Source organism: Streptomyces sp. NPDC005898, assembly GCF_040629635.1.
Taxonomy (GTDB): domain Bacteria; phylum Actinomycetota; class Actinomycetes; order Streptomycetales; family Streptomycetaceae; genus Streptomyces.
On sequence record NZ_JBEXWC010000006.1, the window covers coordinates 259600 to 275746 of the forward strand.

General features: G+C 72.6%; 17 protein-coding genes. 2 read left to right on the top strand and 15 right to left on the bottom strand.

From position 1 onward, the window contains the following. Nucleotides 1-45 precede the first annotated feature (45 nt). The 14 genes from ABZ385_RS11545 to ABZ385_RS11610 form a co-directional block, all read right to left on the bottom strand. Entirely contained in the window at nt 46-903 is an 858-nt protein-coding gene (locus ABZ385_RS11545; RefSeq protein ID WP_358583503.1) for a hypothetical protein, read from the bottom strand. A gap of 11 nt (nt 904-914) precedes the next feature. Then, complete coding sequence (locus tag ABZ385_RS11550) at nt 915-1706, bottom strand: sirohydrochlorin chelatase (protein ID WP_358911065.1); 792 nt, start codon at nt 1704-1706, stop codon at nt 915-917. A gap of 6 nt (nt 1707-1712) precedes the next feature. Continuing rightward, the gene (locus ABZ385_RS11555) at nt 1713-2672 is read right to left on the bottom strand and encodes an ABC transporter permease (RefSeq protein WP_358583506.1); all 960 of its coding nucleotides are present in this window, start codon (nt 2670-2672) and stop codon (nt 1713-1715) included. Then, entirely contained in the window at nt 2659-3450 is a 792-nt protein-coding gene (locus tag ABZ385_RS11560) for an ABC transporter ATP-binding protein (protein ID WP_358583507.1), read from the bottom strand. Before ABZ385_RS11560 ends, ABZ385_RS11555 begins: the two co-directional genes overlap by 14 nt. Nucleotides 3451-3486: 36 nt before the next feature. Further along, complete coding sequence (locus ABZ385_RS11565) at nt 3487-4593, bottom strand: ABC transporter substrate-binding protein (RefSeq protein ID WP_358911067.1); 1107 nt, start codon at nt 4591-4593, stop codon at nt 3487-3489. Nucleotides 4594-4830: 237 nt separating this feature from the next. Continuing rightward, complete coding sequence (locus ABZ385_RS11570; protein ID WP_358911069.1) at nt 4831-6183, bottom strand: GTP-binding protein; 1353 nt, start codon at nt 6181-6183, stop codon at nt 4831-4833. 2 nt (nt 6184-6185) lie between these two features. Continuing rightward, on the bottom strand, nt 6186-7124 hold the full coding sequence (cysD, locus tag ABZ385_RS11575; RefSeq protein ID WP_358583510.1) for a sulfate adenylyltransferase subunit CysD: 939 nt from the start codon (nt 7122-7124) through the stop codon (nt 6186-6188). Further along, the gene (cysC, locus tag ABZ385_RS11580) at nt 7121-7690 is read right to left on the bottom strand and encodes an adenylyl-sulfate kinase (protein WP_358583511.1); all 570 of its coding nucleotides are present in this window, start codon (nt 7688-7690) and stop codon (nt 7121-7123) included. The genes cysD and cysC overlap by 4 nt, the downstream gene beginning before the upstream one ends. Continuing rightward, nucleotides 7687-8397 carry a phosphoadenylyl-sulfate reductase gene (locus ABZ385_RS11585; protein ID WP_358583513.1) on the bottom strand — a complete coding sequence of 237 codons (711 nt, stop codon included), beginning with the start codon at nt 8395-8397 and terminating at the stop codon, nt 7687-7689. The genes cysC and ABZ385_RS11585 overlap by 4 nt, the downstream gene beginning before the upstream one ends. Beyond that, entirely contained in the window at nt 8394-8573 is a 180-nt protein-coding gene (locus ABZ385_RS11590; RefSeq protein ID WP_358583515.1) for a hypothetical protein, read from the bottom strand. Before ABZ385_RS11590 ends, ABZ385_RS11585 begins: the two co-directional genes overlap by 4 nt. Then, nucleotides 8570-10267, bottom strand: coding sequence for a nitrite/sulfite reductase (locus tag ABZ385_RS11595; RefSeq protein WP_358583517.1), 1698 nt, complete (start codon nt 10265-10267; stop codon nt 8570-8572). The genes ABZ385_RS11590 and ABZ385_RS11595 overlap by 4 nt, the downstream gene beginning before the upstream one ends. A 140-nt stretch (nt 10268-10407) precedes the next feature. Further along, complete coding sequence (locus tag ABZ385_RS11600; RefSeq protein ID WP_355806261.1) at nt 10408-10491, bottom strand: putative leader peptide; 84 nt, start codon at nt 10489-10491, stop codon at nt 10408-10410. Between the two features lie 112 nt (nt 10492-10603). Beyond that, nucleotides 10604-11191, bottom strand: a complete 588-nt coding sequence (locus tag ABZ385_RS11605; protein WP_358911071.1) for a GNAT family N-acetyltransferase — start codon at nt 11189-11191, stop codon at nt 10604-10606. Between the two features lie 217 nt (nt 11192-11408). Continuing rightward, nucleotides 11409-13043 carry an acyl-CoA dehydrogenase family protein gene (locus tag ABZ385_RS11610; protein ID WP_358911073.1) on the bottom strand — a complete coding sequence of 545 codons (1635 nt, stop codon included), beginning with the start codon at nt 13041-13043 and terminating at the stop codon, nt 11409-11411. Nucleotides 13044-13060: 17 nt separating this feature from the next. On the opposite strand from ABZ385_RS11610, the gene ABZ385_RS11615 reads away from it, so the two are divergent. Beyond that, nucleotides 13061-14197 carry a YihY/virulence factor BrkB family protein gene (locus ABZ385_RS11615; RefSeq protein WP_358583522.1) on the top strand — a complete coding sequence of 379 codons (1137 nt, stop codon included), beginning with the start codon at nt 13061-13063 and terminating at the stop codon, nt 14195-14197. Between the two features lie 83 nt (nt 14198-14280). On the opposite strand, the gene ABZ385_RS11620 is transcribed toward ABZ385_RS11615, so the two are convergent. Then, nucleotides 14281-15120 (bottom strand): NmrA family NAD(P)-binding protein, encoded by an 840-nt coding sequence (locus ABZ385_RS11620; protein WP_358911075.1) that lies wholly within the window; start codon nt 15118-15120, stop codon nt 14281-14283. A gap of 80 nt (nt 15121-15200) precedes the next feature. On the opposite strand from ABZ385_RS11620, the gene ABZ385_RS11625 reads away from it, so the two are divergent. Beyond that, nucleotides 15201-16139 (top strand): AraC family transcriptional regulator, encoded by a 939-nt coding sequence (locus ABZ385_RS11625; RefSeq protein ID WP_358911077.1) that lies wholly within the window; start codon nt 15201-15203, stop codon nt 16137-16139. The last annotated feature ends 8 nt before the right edge of the window (nt 16140-16147 follow it).

The window sequence follows — 16147 nt, forward strand, 5'->3', positions numbered from 1 at the left end:
GCCCCCCCCGGCGGCCCTGGGTCCCCGCGCCCGGCGATACGCCGCTCACCCGACCGTACGCGGCAGCCCGATCGGGTTCGGGTAGGGCAGCAGGCCCGAGTTCTGGATGGCGCGGGCCGCCGGATGCAGGGCGGCGAGGAGGGCGTCCGCGGCCGGGGCGGACAGCGGGCGCAGCAGGCGGTCCGCGAGGCGGTCCGTGTCGTCCTCGATCAACTCGCGTTCCGTGAGCCCCCGTTCGGTGACCCGGCCCGCCGTGTCGATCAGGCCCCGGCAGCGCAGCCGGTCCATGGCCGTCTCCCACTCCTCCTCGCTCCAGCCCCGGTCCTGCCGGATGCGGGCCGCATCCACCCTGCCGGTCACGGCGGCCAGGGCGAGGGCCTCGCGGGCGTCCAGGCCGTGGTCGGCGAGCACCGAGACATGGGCGTCGCCCCGGAACTCGCGTACGCAGGTGGTCAGTTGCCACAGGCGCTCGACCGGGTCGGTGCGGCCCACCAGGTCGCGGTTGGCGGCGAACAGCGGACGGGCCAGGGGAGGGGCGTCCTCCACCACGGCGGTCAGCGGCGGGTTGGACGACGTCGTCAAGATGGCGATGTCCGGGACCAGTTGCCGCAGGGCGCGGGCCGCGAGGCGGGCCCGCTCCTCGACGACCCGGTCCGGTGAGGCGTACTCCCAGGCGGACGGCAGGGCGCGGGCCACCATGCCCGGCGCGAAGACACCGAGTGCCGCCGAGGCGACGCCGGGGCCCACGCGCCCCATCGGCGCGGTGCGGGCGGCGAAATACCCCATCCAGAAGCCCTTGAGGCCCACCGCACGGCCGAGGCCTCGGCAGCGCTCCTCGAAGTAGATCACCGCGTGCAGGGGTTCGGTCCGCAGCCACAGCGTGCGGGAACGGCTCGGGGTCATGACCCCACAAGCTAGGCCAGAGCGGGGGTCCGCGCCAGAGGAGCAACAGGGCAGGTGTCCGGCGCGTACGTCTCGTCGTGGCGCCGCAGCAGCAGCCGCGCCACCGACGGCGCGGGCCCGAGGACGTCCGCCAGGATGTCGGCGCCGGCCTCGACGGCGTCCCGCGCGATGCGATCCGGCAGGAAACCGGGCGCGAGGACGTAGGGGGCGACCGCCACCTGACGTACGCCGGGCACGGCACGCAGTGCGCGTACGGCGTCCCGGGTGCGCGGCGAGGAAGCGGAGGCGAACGCAGGCCGCACGGCACACCAACCGGTGAGCCGCCACTCCCGCGCGATTTCAGCGATCACTGCGATCGCCTCCGGATCCGATGACCCCGCCGAGGCCAGGACGACCCCGGTCGAGGACCTGTCGGCGGGGTCGAGCCCCGCCTCGTGCAGCCGCTGCTCCAAGGTGTGCAGGAGGAGCGGGGAAGGGCCGAGGACCGGCGCCCGGCGCACGCGCAGGCCCGCGGGGGCCTCGCGCAGCACCGCGGGGATGTCCGCCTTCGCGTGGAACGCCCGCGTCAGGAGCAGCGGCAGCGCCACCACGTCCCGTACGCCCTCGGCCGCGAGCTGCTCCAACGTGCCCGGGACGGAGGGGGCGTTGAAGTCCAGGAAGGCGGTTTCCACGCGCAGCCCCGGGCGCAGCGAGCGCACCTGCCGCACCAGCGCGCGCACGCTCGCGGCGTGCCGCGGGTCGCGGCTGCCGTGGGCGATGACGAGGAGCACGGGACGGCGCGGGGGCGGGACGGGTCGGCGCACGGCGGGTCAGCTCCTCACGAGGAGGCCGCGGCCGCGCAGCACGCGCCGCTCCAGCGGGCTGAAGATGAGCAGGTCGATGGCGATGCCGACGATCAGGATGAGGAAGATCGCCAGGAAGATCATGGGCATGGAGCTGGCGTTGCGGCCGTTCTCCAGGAGCTGGCCGAGACCCACGCCCAGCTCGGGCGAGGACGCGATGATCTCGGCGGCCATCAGGGAGCGCCAGGAGAACGCCCAGCCCTGCTTGAGCCCCGCCAGATAGCCGGGCAGCGCCGCCGGGAGCACGATGTGCCAGGTGTGGCGCAGGCCGCTCGCGCCGAGCGTGCGGCCCGCGCGCAGGAACAGCGGCGGCACCTGGTCGACACCCGACACCAGGCCGTTGGCGATGGACGGCACGGCGCCGAGCAGGATCACCGCGTACATCATCTTGTTCTCCAGGCCCAGCCACAGCACCGCGGGCGGCACCCACGCCACCGACGGCAGCGACTGGAGTCCGGAGAGGATGGGGCCGATCGCGGCCCTGATGAACCGCACCCGGGCGACGACCAGACCGAGCGGCGTGCCGATCGCGAGGGCGAGCAGGAAGCCGAGCAGGCCGCGTGAGACGGACGTCCAGATGTAGTCGAGCAGCGTGCCCTGCACCCAGGCCGCGCGCACCTCGTCCCAGACCGCGGACGGCGAGGGCAGCTTGCTCGGGTCGTCGACGACCTCGAAGGACACCAGCGCCTGCCAGACCAGCAGGACGAGCAGCACCGCGGTGAGCGGCGGCAGCACCTTCTGCGTCAGGACCTGGCGCAGCGGCGTGCGGCCGGGCCCCGCGCTGGTCTCCAGCGCGTCGAGGCCCGCCTCCAGGCCGGCGAGGTCCTGGCCGTCACCGGGCCCCTCGGACTCCTTGCGCAGGCCGGTCGTCCCGGAGCCCGTGCCGGTCGTCCCGGTGACCGGACCGGTCGTCTCAGTGCTGGCCATGGCGGCGGATCTCCCCACGCAGTTTCTCGGTGATCTCGACGGACAGTTCCGCCACGGCGGAGTCCTCGATGCGGCGCGGGTGCGGGATGTCGACCCGCCACTCGTGCGCCACCCGGCCCGGACGCGACGAGAGGAGCACCACGCGCTGGGCGAGGCGCACGGCCTCGCGGACGTTGTGCGTGACGAACAGGACGGAGACGTTCGTCTCGCGCCAGACGCGGGTCAGCTCGTCGTGCAGCACGTCCCGGGTGATCGCGTCCAGCGCCGCGAACGGCTCGTCCATCAAAAGCAGCCTGCTGTCCTGGGCGAGCGCGCGGGCCAGCGCCACCCGCTGGCGCATGCCGCCGGACAGCTCGTGCACCCGCTTGCCGTACGCGCCGTGCAGCCGCACCAGTTCGAGCAGTTCCTCGGCCCTCGGGCGGCGCTCGGCCTTCGCCACGCCGCGCAGCTTCAGGGCCAGTTCGATGTTCTTGCCCGCCGTCAGCCACGGGAACAGCGCGTGCTCCTGGAACATCAGGGCGGGCCGGCCGTCGGTCGTGATGGCCCCGGCCGACGGCTTGTCGAGCCCGGCGACCAGGTTCAGCAGCGTCGACTTGCCGCAGCCGGAGGCGCCCAGGAGGGTGACGAACTCGCCGGGCGCGACATCGAGCGTGATGTCGTCGAGGACGAGCTGGGTCCCGGCGGGACCGGCGAAGGACTTCGATACGTGCGCGATCCGGGCGGCGTGCGTGGTCTCGGTGCGGATGTCCTGCGCGGCCTCGGCGAGGGTGGTCGCCATGGTCGTCACCTCCTGGGAACGGGGATATTTCCGGGGCTACTTGACGCCGAGACCGGCGTCGTCGACCGGGGGCCGGCCCGCGGCCCGGAGGACCTTGTTCAGTGGCCGGAGGTCGTAGATGCCCTTGAGGTCGGGCTTCTCCAGGAGACCGGCCCTGACCGCGTGCTCGGCCTCGGCGTCCAGGGTGGCGGCCAGCGGGTCGTCGGTCGTGCTGATGGACTTCCACGCGGGGTCGAGCACCTCGGCGGGCAGCGCCTTCCCGGAGTCCGCCTTGAGCTGGGCGTTGGCCGCGGCCTTGGCCTTGGCCGGGTTCTCGCCGATCCAGGCGTTGGTCTTCACGGAACCGCGCAGGACGGCCTCGACGACCTTCGGGTGCTCCTCGAGGAAGCTCTGCTTCACGATGATGTTCGTGATCACGAACTTCTTGTCCGGCCACAGGTCGGCCTCGTCGAGGAGGACCTTGCCGCCCTCGGCGACCAGCTTGGACGCGGTCGGCTCGGGCACCCACGCGCCGTCGATGGAACCGGACTTGTAGGCATCCGGGGTGATCTTGTTGTCGGTGCGGATCACCGACACGTCACCCTTGCCGCTCTGCGCGTCGACCTTCCAGCCCCGCTCCGCGATCCAGTTGAGGAAGGCCACGTCCTGGGTGTTGCCGAGCTGCGGCGTCGCGATCTTCTTGCCCTTGACGTCGGCCAGGGACTTGATCTTCTTGGGGTTCACCACGAGCTTCACGCCGCCCGAGGCCGAACCGCCGATGATGCGCAGGTTCTTGCCGGCGGACTTGGTGTAGCCGTTGATGGCGGGGGAGGGGCCGATCCAGCCGATGTCGATGGAGCCCGCGTTCAGGGCCTCGATCTCCGAGGGGCCGGCGTTGAACTGCGAGTACTTCGCCTCCGTGCCGCCCAGTTCCTTCTGGAACAGGCCCTCGCGGTTGCCGACCAGGGCGGTGGCGTGCGTGAGGTTCGGGAAGTAGCCGATCTTCACGCTGTCCAGGCCGTCGATCTTCTTCGCGCCCGCGGCGATCTTCGTCTTGCCGTCGCCCTCGCTCGCCCCGGAGCCGTAGCCGCAGGCGCCGAGGGACAGGGCCAGCAGGGGGAGCGCCAGCAGGGCGGTGAGGGTGGTACGTGGTGCAGCAGGCACGGGAGGTGTTCCTCTCGTCGGCCCGGGCGCACGCCGTCAGGTCGTGGCCGGGAGGTCGGCAGGTCTTCGTCGTCGTACAGAGGCGCCCCGGAGGACGGGGCGGCCGTGGGCGCGCGAGCGGTGCGCGTACGTCATCGCGCACATCGCGCCACCCCGCCCTGCCCGCTGCCGAGGGCGCCGCTGCCGATGCGGCCGCCCTCCTTCGCGAAGGTGGAGAACACGTCGAGTGGGGGCATGTCAGAAGTCCCAGCCCTCTTCGTCGGCCGGGGCGGCGCCGTCGTCCGCCGGCGTGGCGAACGCCTGGCCCGCCATGCCCGCCGCGAGCGTCGTGCCGTCGGCCGGGTCGATGAGCAGGAACGATCCGGTGCGCCGCGAGTCCGCGTACGCGTCGAGCGCCAGCGGCTCGGCGGTGCGCACCTTCACGCGCCCGATGTCGTTGGCGACGAGCTGTCCGGGCTCGGGGTGCTGGGACAGGTCGTCCAGGGTCAGCCGCGAGGGGATCTCCTTGACGATCGCCTTGACCGTGCGGGTGGTGTGCTTGAGCAGCACCCGCTGGCCGACGGCCAGCGGCGTGTCGGCGACATGGCAGACCGTCGCCTCGATGTCCTGCGAGGTCGGCGGGGTGTCGCCGCTCGGCACGATCAGGTCGCCGCGCGAGATGTCGATGTCGTCCGCCAGGAGCAGGGTGATGGACTGCGGCGTCCACGCCATGTCCACCGCCTTGCCCAGGAGGTCGATCCCGGCGATCTTCGAGGTGCGGCCCGAGGGGAGGACGGTGACGGACTCGCCGACGCGGAAGGTGCCGGCCGCGATCTGGCCCGCGTAGCCGCGGTAGTCGGGGTGCTCGGCGCTCTGCGGGCGGATCACGTACTGCACGGGAAGCCGGGCGTGGCACGAGGTGAGGTCGTGGCTGACCGGGACCGTCTCCAGGTGTTCCAGGACGGTGGGGCCGCCGTACCAGTCCATGTGGGAGGACGGCTCGACGACGTTGTCCCCGGCGAGGGCGGAGATCGGGATCGCGGTGATCTCCGGCACCCCCAGCTCGCCCGCGTAGGCGGTGAACTCCTCGGCGATCTTCGCGAAGACCGTCTCGTCGTAGGCGACCAGGTCCATCTTGTTCACGGCCAGGACGACGTGCGGGACGCGCAGCAGCGCGGCGACCGCGGCGTGGCGGCGGGTCTGCTCGATGACGCCGTTGCGGGCGTCGACCAGCACGACGGCGAGGTCGGCGGTGGAGGCGCCGGTGACCATGTTCCGCGTGTACTGCACGTGGCCGGGGGTGTCGGCCAGGATGAACCGGCGCCGGGCGGTGGCGAAGTAGCGGTAGGCCACGTCGATGGTGATGCCCTGCTCGCGCTCGGCGCGCAGCCCGTCGGTGAGCAGCGCGAGATCCGGTGCGTCGGCGCCGCGGTCGGCCGAGACGCGCTCGACGGCCTCCAGCTGGTCGCTCAGGACCGACTTGGAGTCGTGCAGGAGCCGGCCCACCAGGGTGGACTTGCCGTCGTCGACGGACCCGGCGGTGGCGAACCGCAGCAGCGTGGTGGCCGTCGGGTCACCCAGCCGGGCGCTCGCGGTGGTGGTGTTGCTCATGGTTAGAAGTACCCCTCGCGCTTGCGGTCTTCCATCGCGGCCTCGGACATCTTGTCGTCGGCCCGGGTGGCCCCGCGCTCGGTCAGCCGGGAGGCGGCGATCTCGGCGATGACGGCGTCCAGCGTCGTGGCGTCGGAGTCGACGGCGCCGGTGCAGGACATGTCGCCCACCGTGCGGTAGCGGATGAGCCGCTTCTCCACCCGCTCCTCGCCCTTGGGGCCGCCCCACTCGCCGGCGGTCAGCCACATCCCCGCCCGCTGGAAGACCTCCCGCTCGTGGGCGAAGTAGATCTGCGGCAGCTCGATGCCCTCCCGCGCGATGTACTGCCACACGTCCAGCTCGGTCCAGTTGGACAGCGGGAAGACGCGCACGTGTTCACCGGGCGCGTGGCGGCCGTTGTAGAGCTGCCACAGCTCGGGGCGCTGGCGGCGCGGATCCCACTGCGAGAACTCGTCGCGCAGCGAGAACACCCGCTCCTTGGCGCGCGCCTTCTCCTCGTCGCGGCGGCCGCCGCCGAAGACCGCGTCGAACCTCTCGCTCTGGATCTTCTCGGTGAGCGGCACCGTCTGCAGCGGGTTGCGCGTGCCGTCGGGGCGCTCGCGCAGCTTTCCGGCGTCGATGTACTCCTGCACGGACGCCACGTGCAGCCGCAGCCCGTGCCGGGCCACCGCGCGGTCGCGGTAGTCGAGGACCTCGGGGAAATTGTGGCCCGTGTCCACGTGCAGCAGCGAGAAGGGCACGGGAGCGGGGGCGAACGCCTTCAGCGCCAGGTGCAGCATGACGATGGAGTCCTTGCCGCCGGAGAAGAGGATCACCGGCCGCTCGAACTCGCCCGCCACCTCGCGGAAGATGTGCACCGCCTCGGACTCCAGCGCGTCCAGATGGCTCAGGGCGTAGGGGCTGCGGGTGCCCTCGCCGGTCACAGTGGCAACAGTGGTCATGCCAGACCCCTTTCGGTGAGCAGCGTGTACAGGGCCGTGGCCGACTCCCGCACCGTCTGGTCCTGCGACTCGATCCGCAGGTCCGGCGACTCGGGCGCCTCGTAGGGGTCGTCGACCCCCGTCAGGCCCGAGATCTCGCCCGCCGCCTGCCGGGCGTACAGGCCCTTCACATCGCGTACGGAGCACACCTCCACCGGTGTGGCGACGTGCACCTCCAGGTACGCGGTGCCCGCCACCTCGTGACGCTTACGGACCGCCGCACGGCTGTCCGCGAACGGCGCGATCACCGGGACCAGCACCAGCACGCCGTTGCGCGCGAGGAGTTCGGCGACGAAGCCGATGCGCTGCACATTGGTGTGCCGGTCCTCGCGGCTGAAACCGAGGCCCGCCGAGAGGAACTCGCGGATCTCGTCCCCGTCGAGCACCTCCACCCGCCGGCCCTCCGCGCGCAGCCGGCCCGCCAGTTCATGCGCGATGGTGGTCTTGCCCGCGCTGGGCAGGCCGGTGAGCCAGACGGTGGCTCCGCTCACGTGGGACTCCTGAACTGCTCGTCGTGCCGCGGTCATCCGTGGATCCCGCACTCGGTCTTGGTGTTGCCGGACCAGCGGCCGGCGCGCGCGTCCTCGCCCTCCAGGAGGCGGCGGGTGCAGGGCGCGCAGCCCACGGAGCCGTAGCCGTCCATCAGGAGCGGGTTGGTGAGGACACCGTGCTCGGCCACGTAGGCGTCGACGTCGTCCTGCGTCCAGCGGGCGATCGGCGAGACCTTGACCTTCCGCCGCTTCTCGTCCCAGCCGACCACCGGGGTGTTCGCCCGGGTGGGCGACTCGTCGCGGCGCAGGCCCGTGGCCCATGCGGCGTACCCCTTGAGGCCGTCCTCCAGGGGCTGCACCTTGCGCAGCTTGCAGCACAGGTCGGGGTCGCGGTCGTGCAGCCTGGGGCCGTACTCGGCGTCCTGCTCGGCCACGGTTCGGCGGGGCGTGAGGGTGATGACGTTGACGTCCATCACGGCCTCGACGGCGTCGCGGGTGCCGATGGTCTCCGGGAAGTGGTAGCCGGTGTCGAGGAAGACGACGTCCACGCCGGGCATGGCCCGCGAGGCGAGGTGGGCGACGACCGCGTCCTCCATGGAGGAGGTCACGCAGAACGCGCCGGCGAACGTGTCGGCGGCCCAGCGCAGGATCTCCAGGGCGGACGCGTCCTCCAGGTCGCGCCCCGCCCGCTCGGCCAGCGCCTTCAACTCGTCGTTCGTACGCACTGCTTGAGTGGACGTCATATCTGATCCCCTCCGCCGTCGGTGTGCCGAACCCCCCGGGCGAGCAGCCCGAGGAACTTCAGCTGGAAGGCCCGGTTGCACGCGGCGCATTCCCAGGCGCCGTGCCCGGTCTCGTTCGGTCGCAGGTCCTCGTCGCCGCAGTAGGGGCAGTGGAAGGGGGCGGCTCGCTCGCTCACCGCAGGGCCTCCTCTGAGGCGCGGGCGGTCCAGGTGGCGAACCGCTCGCCCTCGGCGCGCTCCTCCTGGAAGCGCTTGAGGACCCGCTCGATGTAGTCGGGCAGTTCGTCGGCGGTGACCTTCAGGCCGCGCACCTTGCGGCCGAAGCCGGCGTCGAGGCCGAGCGCGCCGCCGAGGTGCACCTGGTAGCCCTCGACCTGGTTGCCGGCGTCGTCGAGGACGAGCTGGCCCTTGAGGCCGATGTCGGCGACCTGGATGCGGGCGCAGGCGTTCGGGCAGCCGTTGATGTTGATGGTGATCGGCTCGTCGAACCGCGGGATGCGGCGCTCCAGTTCGTCGATGAGCGAGGCGCCGCGGGCCTTGGTCTCGACGATGGCGAGCTTGCAGAACTCGATGCCGGTGCAGGCCATCGTGCCGCGCCGGAACGGCGAGGCGTTGACCTTGAGGTCGAGCGCCTCCAGGGCGGAGACGAGCGAGTCGACGTCCTCCCGCGCCACGTCCAGCACGATCATCTTCTGCTCGGCGGTGGTGCGCAGCCGCCCCGAGCCGTGGGCCTCGGCGACCTCGGCGATCTTGGTGAGGGTGGCGCCGTCCACGCGGCCGACGCGCGGCGCGAAGCCGACGTAGAAGCGGCCGTCCTTCTGCCGGTGCACGCCGAGGTGGTCGCGCCAGGTGCCGGCGGGCTGCTCGGGCGCGGGCCCGTCGGTGAGCCTGCGCCCCAGGTACTCGTCCTCCAGGACCTGGCGGAACTTCTCCGGGCCCCAGTCGGCGACGAGGAACTTCAGGCGGGCGCGGTTGCGCAGCCGGCGGTAGCCGTAGTCGCGGAAGATGCCGATGACGCCGCCGTACACGTCGGGCACGTCCGCCAGCGCCACCCAGGCGCCGAGGCGCACGCCCAGCTTGGGGTTGGTGGACAGGCCGCCGCCGACCCACAGGTCGAAGCCGGGGCCGTGCTCGGGGTGGTGCACGCCGACGAAGGCGACGTCGTTGATCTCGTGGGCGACGTCCAGCTGCGGGGAGCCGGAGATCGCCGTCTTGAACTTGCGCGGCAGGTTGGAGAACTCGGGGTTGCCGATGAAGCGGCGCTGGATCTCGTCGATGGCGGGGGAGCCGTCGATGATCTCGTTCTCGGCGACACCGGCCACCGGCGAGCCGAGGATGACGCGGGGCGTGTCGCCGCAGGCCTCGGTGGTGGACAGGCCGACGGCTTCGAGCCGCCGCCAGATCTCGGGGACGTCCTCGATGCGGATCCAGTGGTACTGGATGTTCTGCCGGTCGGTGAGGTCGGCGGTCCCGCGCGCGAACTCCTCGGAGATCTCCCCGATGACGCGCAGCTGCTCGGAGGTCAGCCGGCCGCCGTCGATGCGCACGCGCAGCATGAAGTACTCGTCGTCCAGCTCCTCCGGCGCCAGGACCGCGGTCTTGCCGCCGTCGATCCCGGGCTTGCGCTGGGTGTAGAGGCCCCACCAGCGCATGCGCCCGCGCAGGTCGTTGGGGTCGATGGAGTCGAAGCCCCGCTTGGAGTAGATCGTCTCAATACGTGTCCGCACATTGAGACCGTCGTCGTCCTTCTTGAACTGCTCGTTGCCGTTGAGGGGCGTGAAGTGGCCCACGGCCCACTGGCCCTCGCCGCGGTGACGGCTCGCCTTGCGGCGGGGCGTGGCTGGGGCGGGCTTCTCTGGCGTGGCGGGCATGGGTGTACGTCCTTCGGGGCAGCGGAGAAACGTCTCTCTGACCTGCGGGTATGGGCACATGCGGAAATGTGCGCGCGGCGCTGCGCAGGGAGGGGATCAGGGACGAGCGAGGGGGTGGAGGTGCGGCGGCGCTGAGGCGGTCAGCGGGCCGGACACATGGCGCTGGACATGCGGCCGAGGTCGACGTGACGCCGACTCACCAAGGCGGTTCCAGTGCGATCCATGACGGAAGCGTGTCATGGGACTTTCGGCCCAGTCCAGCATTATCCAAAATGTGGACACCTCTGTCCCGCATCGTGGACAGGGGTGTCGTCGGTCACAGCGCAGGTCGCCGCGTCAGTCGCGGTGGGCCCCCGGCCACGGGCCCGGAGCGGCGACCTCCGGTTCCTGTTCGACCTTGGTGTCGAAGAGCCGGAAGCCGCGCCGCAGGTAATTGTCCATGGCGTGCTCGCCGTCCTTGGAGCAGGTGTGCAGCCAGACCCGCTCGGTCGGCGCGAGGCCGGGCCACCGCTCGGCCAGGTCCCAGGCGCGCGCGACCCCGTACGAGAGGAGGTGCCCGCCGATGCGCCGGCCCCGGAAGGAGGGGAGCAGCCCGAAGTAGACGATCTCCACGACGCCCGGCGCCGCGTCCCCCCGCTCGCCCTGCGCCGCCAGCTCCACGTACCCGGCGGGCGTCCCCCTGTCGTAGGCGACCCACGTCTCCACGCCCGGCCGCTCCAGCAGCTTGCGCCACTCGGCATGGGTGAGGGAGAGCCGGTCGGTCCAGCGGATGTCCCCGCCGACGGAGGCGTACAGGAACCGGCTGAACTCGGGCGAGGGCACTTCGGCGCGCACGATCCGCACGTCGCCCTCGGGCGCGGCGGCGGGCAGCAGATCGCGGGGGGAGGTCTGCTCCAGCGACCATGTGGTGACGGTGAGACTCATGGGACTCAGCGAACCACGCGCCGGGCCGCTTCCGGCTGCCGGGTCCGGACGGGGAAGCTCCGCGGGCCCCCCGCGACGGCCCCGCACCCCCGTCCGACCGCACGCCGTGCGCACCGTCACCGCGCGCCTTGGATCGCCCCGGTGCGCAGCGGTACCCGGCAAGGACAGGGGCGGCCCCGTGTCGCGCGGCACCGCCCCCGTGTCATGCCCGTGCCGCCTAGGAACGCGGCGCCGCCCGTTCCACCACCGAGGCCAGGTCCAGGCTGTGCGGGAGCGTGCCGAACGCCGCGCCCCAGTCGCCGCCGAGCCGCGAGGCGCAGAACGCGTCGGCCACCTCCGGGGGCGCGTACCGCACGAGCAGGGAGCCCTGGAGCACCAGCGCCATCCGCTCCACGAGCCGCCGGGCCCGCGCCTCGATGCCGTCCAGATCGGCCAGCTCCGTCAGCAGGCCCTTGATCGCCCCGTCCAGGCGGTGGTCGGCGCCCCGGGCCTCGCCGACCTCCTGGAGGAAGGCGTTCAGGGCCAGCGGCTCCCGCTGCAACGCCCGCAGGACGTCCAGCGCCTGGACGTTCCCCGAGCCCTCCCAGATGGAGTTCAGCGGCGCCTCGCGCAGCAGCCTCGGCATGCCCGACTCCTCGACGTAGCCGTTGCCGCCGAGGCACTCCAGGGCCTCCCCGACCATCGGCGTGCACCGCTTGGTCACCCAGTACTTGGCCGCCGGCACCGCGAGCCGCAGGAACGCCCGCTCCTGCTCGCCCCCGTCGTCGTACGCCGCCGCGAGCCGCAGCGCCAGCGTCGTGGCCGCCTCCGATTCGAGCGCGAGGTCCGCGAGGACGTTGCGCATCAGCGGCTTGTCGATCAGCTTGCCGCCGAACGCCTCCCGGTAGGTGGCGTGGTGCACCGCCTGCGCGACGGCCTGCCGCATCAGCGCGGCCGAACCGATCACGCAGTCGAGCCGGGTCGCCGCGACCATCCCGATGATGGTGCGCACCCCGCGCCCCTCGTCGCCGACCCGCCGCGCCCACGTCCCGTCGAACTCGACCTCGCCGGAGGCGTTGGAGCGGTTGCCCAGCTTGTTCTTGAGCCGCTGGACGGCGAACGGGTTGCGGGTGCCGTCCTCCAGCACGCGCGGCACGAGGAAACAGGTCAGCCCCTGCTCGGCCTGCGCGAGCACCAGGAAGCCGTCGGACATCGGGGCGGAGCAGAACCACTTGTGGCCCGTCAGCTCGTAGGCGCCCTCCTCGGACAGGGCCCGCGCGCGCGTCGTGTTGGCCCGCACGTCGCTGCCGCCCTGCTTCTCCGTCATGCCCATCCCGAACAGGACGCCCGCCTTCCGCGACGCCGGGCGCAGCCCCTGGTCGTAGACGGTCGAGGTCAGGCGCGGCTCCCACTCGGCGGCGAGCGCCGGATCGGCGCGCAGCGCGGGCACCGCGGCGTGCGTCATCGACACCGGGCAGCCGTGGCCGCCCTCGGTCTGCGTCCACACCAGGAACCCCGCGGCCCGCCGCAGGTGCCCGCCGGGCCGCGACCAGGCCGCCGTCAGGCCCGCGCCGACCGCCTTGCCCAGCAGCCGGTGCCAGGACGGATGGAAGTCGACCTCGTCGATCCGGTGCCCGTACCGGTCGTGGGTGCGCAGCACCGGCGGGTGGTCGTTGGCCAGTGCTCCCCACTCCTGTGCCTGGGCGGAGCCGGCGCTGCGGCCGAGCAGCGAGAGCTCCTCGCGGGCGGAATCGAGGAGCGCCGGATCCAGATGCCGCTCGACGCCCTCCACGAGGGCCCGGTCGGACGCGAAGACGTCATATCCGACCAGGGGCGGAGCCTGGTTGGTCACTGTGTGGGTGCTGGCTGCCATGCCGCTACGGTAAGGAGGTGCACCAGGCAAATGAAACACCCGGGCGGCCCTCGGGGCGCTGGAAACGGGCCCGCGCTCTCTACCGCAACGTCTCCAAGCGCAGGACCGCCTGGCTGCTGCTCAAGGACACCGTCAACTCGTGCGTCGAGTACCGCATCCTGGGGCTCGCGGCCGAGGCGGCGTTCTTCACGCTGCTCTCCGTGCCGCCCCTGCTGCTGAGCCTCATCGGGCTGCTCGCCTACGTCGACCGGTGGACCGGCGCGAACACCATCGCCAGCGTCGAGAACAACATCCTGGAGGCGTCCCGCACGGTCCTGTCCGACCGGGGGGTGAGCCAGATCGCGCAGCCGATACTGGAAGACGTCATGAAGGTGAGCCGGCCGGACATCATCTCCATCGGCTTCCTGTTCGCCCTGTGGTCCGGCTCGCGCGCCGTGAACGTCTTCATCGACACGATCACCGTCATGTACGGCCTCGACGGCGTCCGCGGCATCGTCAAGACGCGGCTCCTCGCCTTCGGTCTCTTCATCGTGGCGCTGCTCATCGGCTCGGTCGCGCTGCCGCTGATGGTGGCCGGGCCCGACGCCGTGGTGAATCTCCTGCCCGGCTCGACGACGGTCGTCCAGATCCTTTACTGGCCGGTCGTCGTCATCCTCTCCATCGTCTTCCTGACGACGCTGTACCACGTGTCGGTGCCGGTGCGCTCGCCGTGGGTCGAGGACATGCCGGGCGCGCTGATCGCCCTCGCGATGTGGGTCCTCGGCAGCTTCCTGCTGCGCATCTACCTCACCAGCACCGTGGAGGGCCCCACGATCTACGGCTCGCTCGCGGCCCCGGTCGCCGTGCTCCTGTGGATCGGCGTGTCGGCCTTCGCGGTCCTGGTGGGCGCCGCGGTCAACGCGGCGATCGACCGCGTCTGGCCGTCCGTCGCCACGGCCGCCGCGCGCGCCGCCAACGACCGCATAAGGGAGGCCCAGGCCGCCGAGGTCGTCGCCCGCGCGGCCGCCGCGCGCGAGGGGCTCGACCCGGACGACCCGGAGATGCCGTCCGAGTTCCCCGAGCGGTGGTCCCGCTTCCTGCCCCCGGACGACGTGACGTCGCGTCTGCGGGCGCACGTGAAGCGCCATGGGACGGACGACCACCCGCCGGAGTAGGGCCACCGGCTCCACAGTATGCGCACCCGGTCGCCGAAGGGGCCGCACATCGCGGCCCCTTCGGCGACCGGGGCCCCACGGCGTCACGCCGACCAGGCCCCCGCCGCCGCGCACTCCTCGGCGAACTCCGCGAAGTCCCTGGGCTCGCGGCCCAGCACCTCCCGCACCCCCTCGGAGACCGCCGCGTTGCGGCCGTCGAGCGTCGTCTCGAACAGCTCCACCAGGAACTCCGCCTCCTCGGCCGGCACCCCGAACTCCCCGAGGGCCGCCCCGTAGTCCCTCGCGGGCACCGGTACGTAGGTCATCTCCCGCCCCGCCGCCCCCGCGAGCTCCGCCACCGCCTGCCGGAACGACAGCAGGCGGGGCCCGGTCAGGTCCAGGGTCCGGCCCGTCCACCGGTCGCCGCCGCCCAGCGCGGCCACCACCACGTCCGCGACGTCCCGTGCGTCGATGAACGGTTCGAGCACTTCACCGGCCGGGAAGACCAGCTCCCCGCCCCGCATGCCGTCCAGCAGCGGCCCCTCGCTGAAGTTCTGCGCGAACCACGCCGCCCGTACGACGGTCCACTCGGCGCCGCAGTCCCGTACCGCCTGCTCGGTGGCGTGCGCCTGGTGCTCGCCGCGCGCCGAGAGCAGCGTCATGCGCCGCACGCCGAGGTCCACCGCGAGCCGCGCGAACGCGCCCACCGCCTCGGCCGCGCCGGGCGCGCCGACGTCCGGCAGATACGCGAGGTGCGCCGCGTCGGCGCCCCGCAGGGCGTCCGCCCAGGTCGAGCCGTCCGTCCAGTCGAACGGGACCGCCCCGGACCGCGAGGCCGCCCGCACCGTGTGGCCTGCCGCCGTGGCGGACTCCACCACCCTGCGCCCCACCCGCCCGGTCGCGCCCGTCACCAAAACCGTCATTTCCGCCGTGTTCGTCGTCATGGCTTCAGCCAACTGCCCGGCCCGCGCCGCGACCATCGCCCAGGCGCTCACGCCCATACGCCTGCGTCTACGCTGCCGCCATGGACGTACTCGCAGGATTGCTGGAAGGCCCGCGCGCCCGGGGTGCCTTCATGATCCGCGCGCTGTTCGACCCGCCCTGGTCCGTGCGCATCGCGGACGAGGCGCCCCTGTCCGTCATGGTCATGGTGCGCGGCACCGCGTGGATCGTCCCCGAGGACGGCACGCCCGCCCAGCGCATCCGCCCCGGCGACCTCGCCATCGCCCGCGGCCCCGACCACTACACCTGCGCCGGCGACCCCGCCACCGCGCCGTTCGCCGAGATCCGGCCGGGCCAGCGCTGCGTCCCGCTGGGCGGCGCCCCGCCCGACAAGTACACCGACCTCGGCCCGCGCGCCTGGGGCGAGTCCCGCGACAGCTCCGTGGAGATGCTGATCGGCACCTACCAGCTGCGGGGCGAACTCACCGGACGGCTCCTGGACGCGCTGCCGCCGCTGCTGGTGCTGCCCGGCGAGGTGTGGGACTGCCCGCTCACCCCGCTGGTCGCCGACGAGCTCGGCAAGGAGGAGCCGGGCCAGGACGTCGTCCTCGACCGGCTCCTGGACCTCCTCCTGATCGCCGCGCTGCGCGCCTGGTTCTCCCGGCCCGAGGCGGCGGCCCCCGCCTGGTACGTGGCGATGGGCGACCCCGTCGTGGGCCGCGCCCTGCGGCTGCTCCAGGACGACCCGGCGCACCCCTGGACGATCGCGGACCTCGCCGCGAAGGCGGGCGTCTCCCGGGCCGCGCTCGCCCGCCGGTTCACCGACCGCGTGGGCGAGCCCCCGATGACGTACCTGACGAACTGGCGGCTCGCGCTCGCCGCCGACCTGCTGCGCGACGGTGAGCGGACGATCGCCTCGATAGCCCGCAAGGTCGGATACGGCAGCGCCTTCGCCCTGTCCGGCGCCTTCAAACGGGTGTACGGGATCAGCCCACAGGAGCACCGCGTCCGTACGGCGTAGCCTGCTGG

Excerpts from the sequence above, each read along its gene's own strand:
- ABZ385_RS11625 (WP_358911077.1), top strand. The coding sequence starts at position 15,201 with ATGGACGTACTCGCAGGATTGCTGGAAGGCCCGCGCGCCCGGGGTGCC.
- ABZ385_RS11555 (WP_358583506.1), bottom strand. The coding sequence starts at position 2,672 with ATGGCCAGCACTGAGACGACCGGTCCGGTCACCGGGACGACCGGCACG.
- ABZ385_RS11610 (WP_358911073.1), bottom strand. The coding sequence starts at position 13,043 with ATGGCAGCCAGCACCCACACAGTGACCAACCAGGCTCCGCCCCTGGTC.
- cysC (WP_358583511.1), bottom strand. The coding sequence starts at position 7,690 with ATGACCGCGGCACGACGAGCAGTTCAGGAGTCCCACGTGAGCGGAGCC.
- ABZ385_RS11560 (WP_358583507.1), bottom strand. The coding sequence starts at position 3,450 with ATGGCGACCACCCTCGCCGAGGCCGCGCAGGACATCCGCACCGAGACC.
- ABZ385_RS11600 (WP_355806261.1), bottom strand. The coding sequence starts at position 10,491 with ATGGATCGCACTGGAACCGCCTTGGTGAGTCGGCGTCACGTCGACCTC.
- cysD (WP_358583510.1), bottom strand. The coding sequence starts at position 7,124 with ATGACCACTGTTGCCACTGTGACCGGCGAGGGCACCCGCAGCCCCTAC.
- ABZ385_RS11585 (WP_358583513.1), bottom strand. The coding sequence starts at position 8,397 with ATGACGTCCACTCAAGCAGTGCGTACGAACGACGAGTTGAAGGCGCTG.
- ABZ385_RS11605 (WP_358911071.1), bottom strand. The coding sequence starts at position 11,191 with ATGAGTCTCACCGTCACCACATGGTCGCTGGAGCAGACCTCCCCCCGC.
- ABZ385_RS11545 (WP_358583503.1), bottom strand. The coding sequence starts at position 903 with ATGACCCCGAGCCGTTCCCGCACGCTGTGGCTGCGGACCGAACCCCTG.
- ABZ385_RS11620 (WP_358911075.1), bottom strand. The coding sequence starts at position 15,120 with ATGACGACGAACACGGCGGAAATGACGGTTTTGGTGACGGGCGCGACC.
- ABZ385_RS11595 (WP_358583517.1), bottom strand. The coding sequence starts at position 10,267 with ATGCCCGCCACGCCAGAGAAGCCCGCCCCAGCCACGCCCCGCCGCAAG.
- ABZ385_RS11570 (WP_358911069.1), bottom strand. The coding sequence starts at position 6,183 with ATGAGCAACACCACCACCGCGAGCGCCCGGCTGGGTGACCCGACGGCC.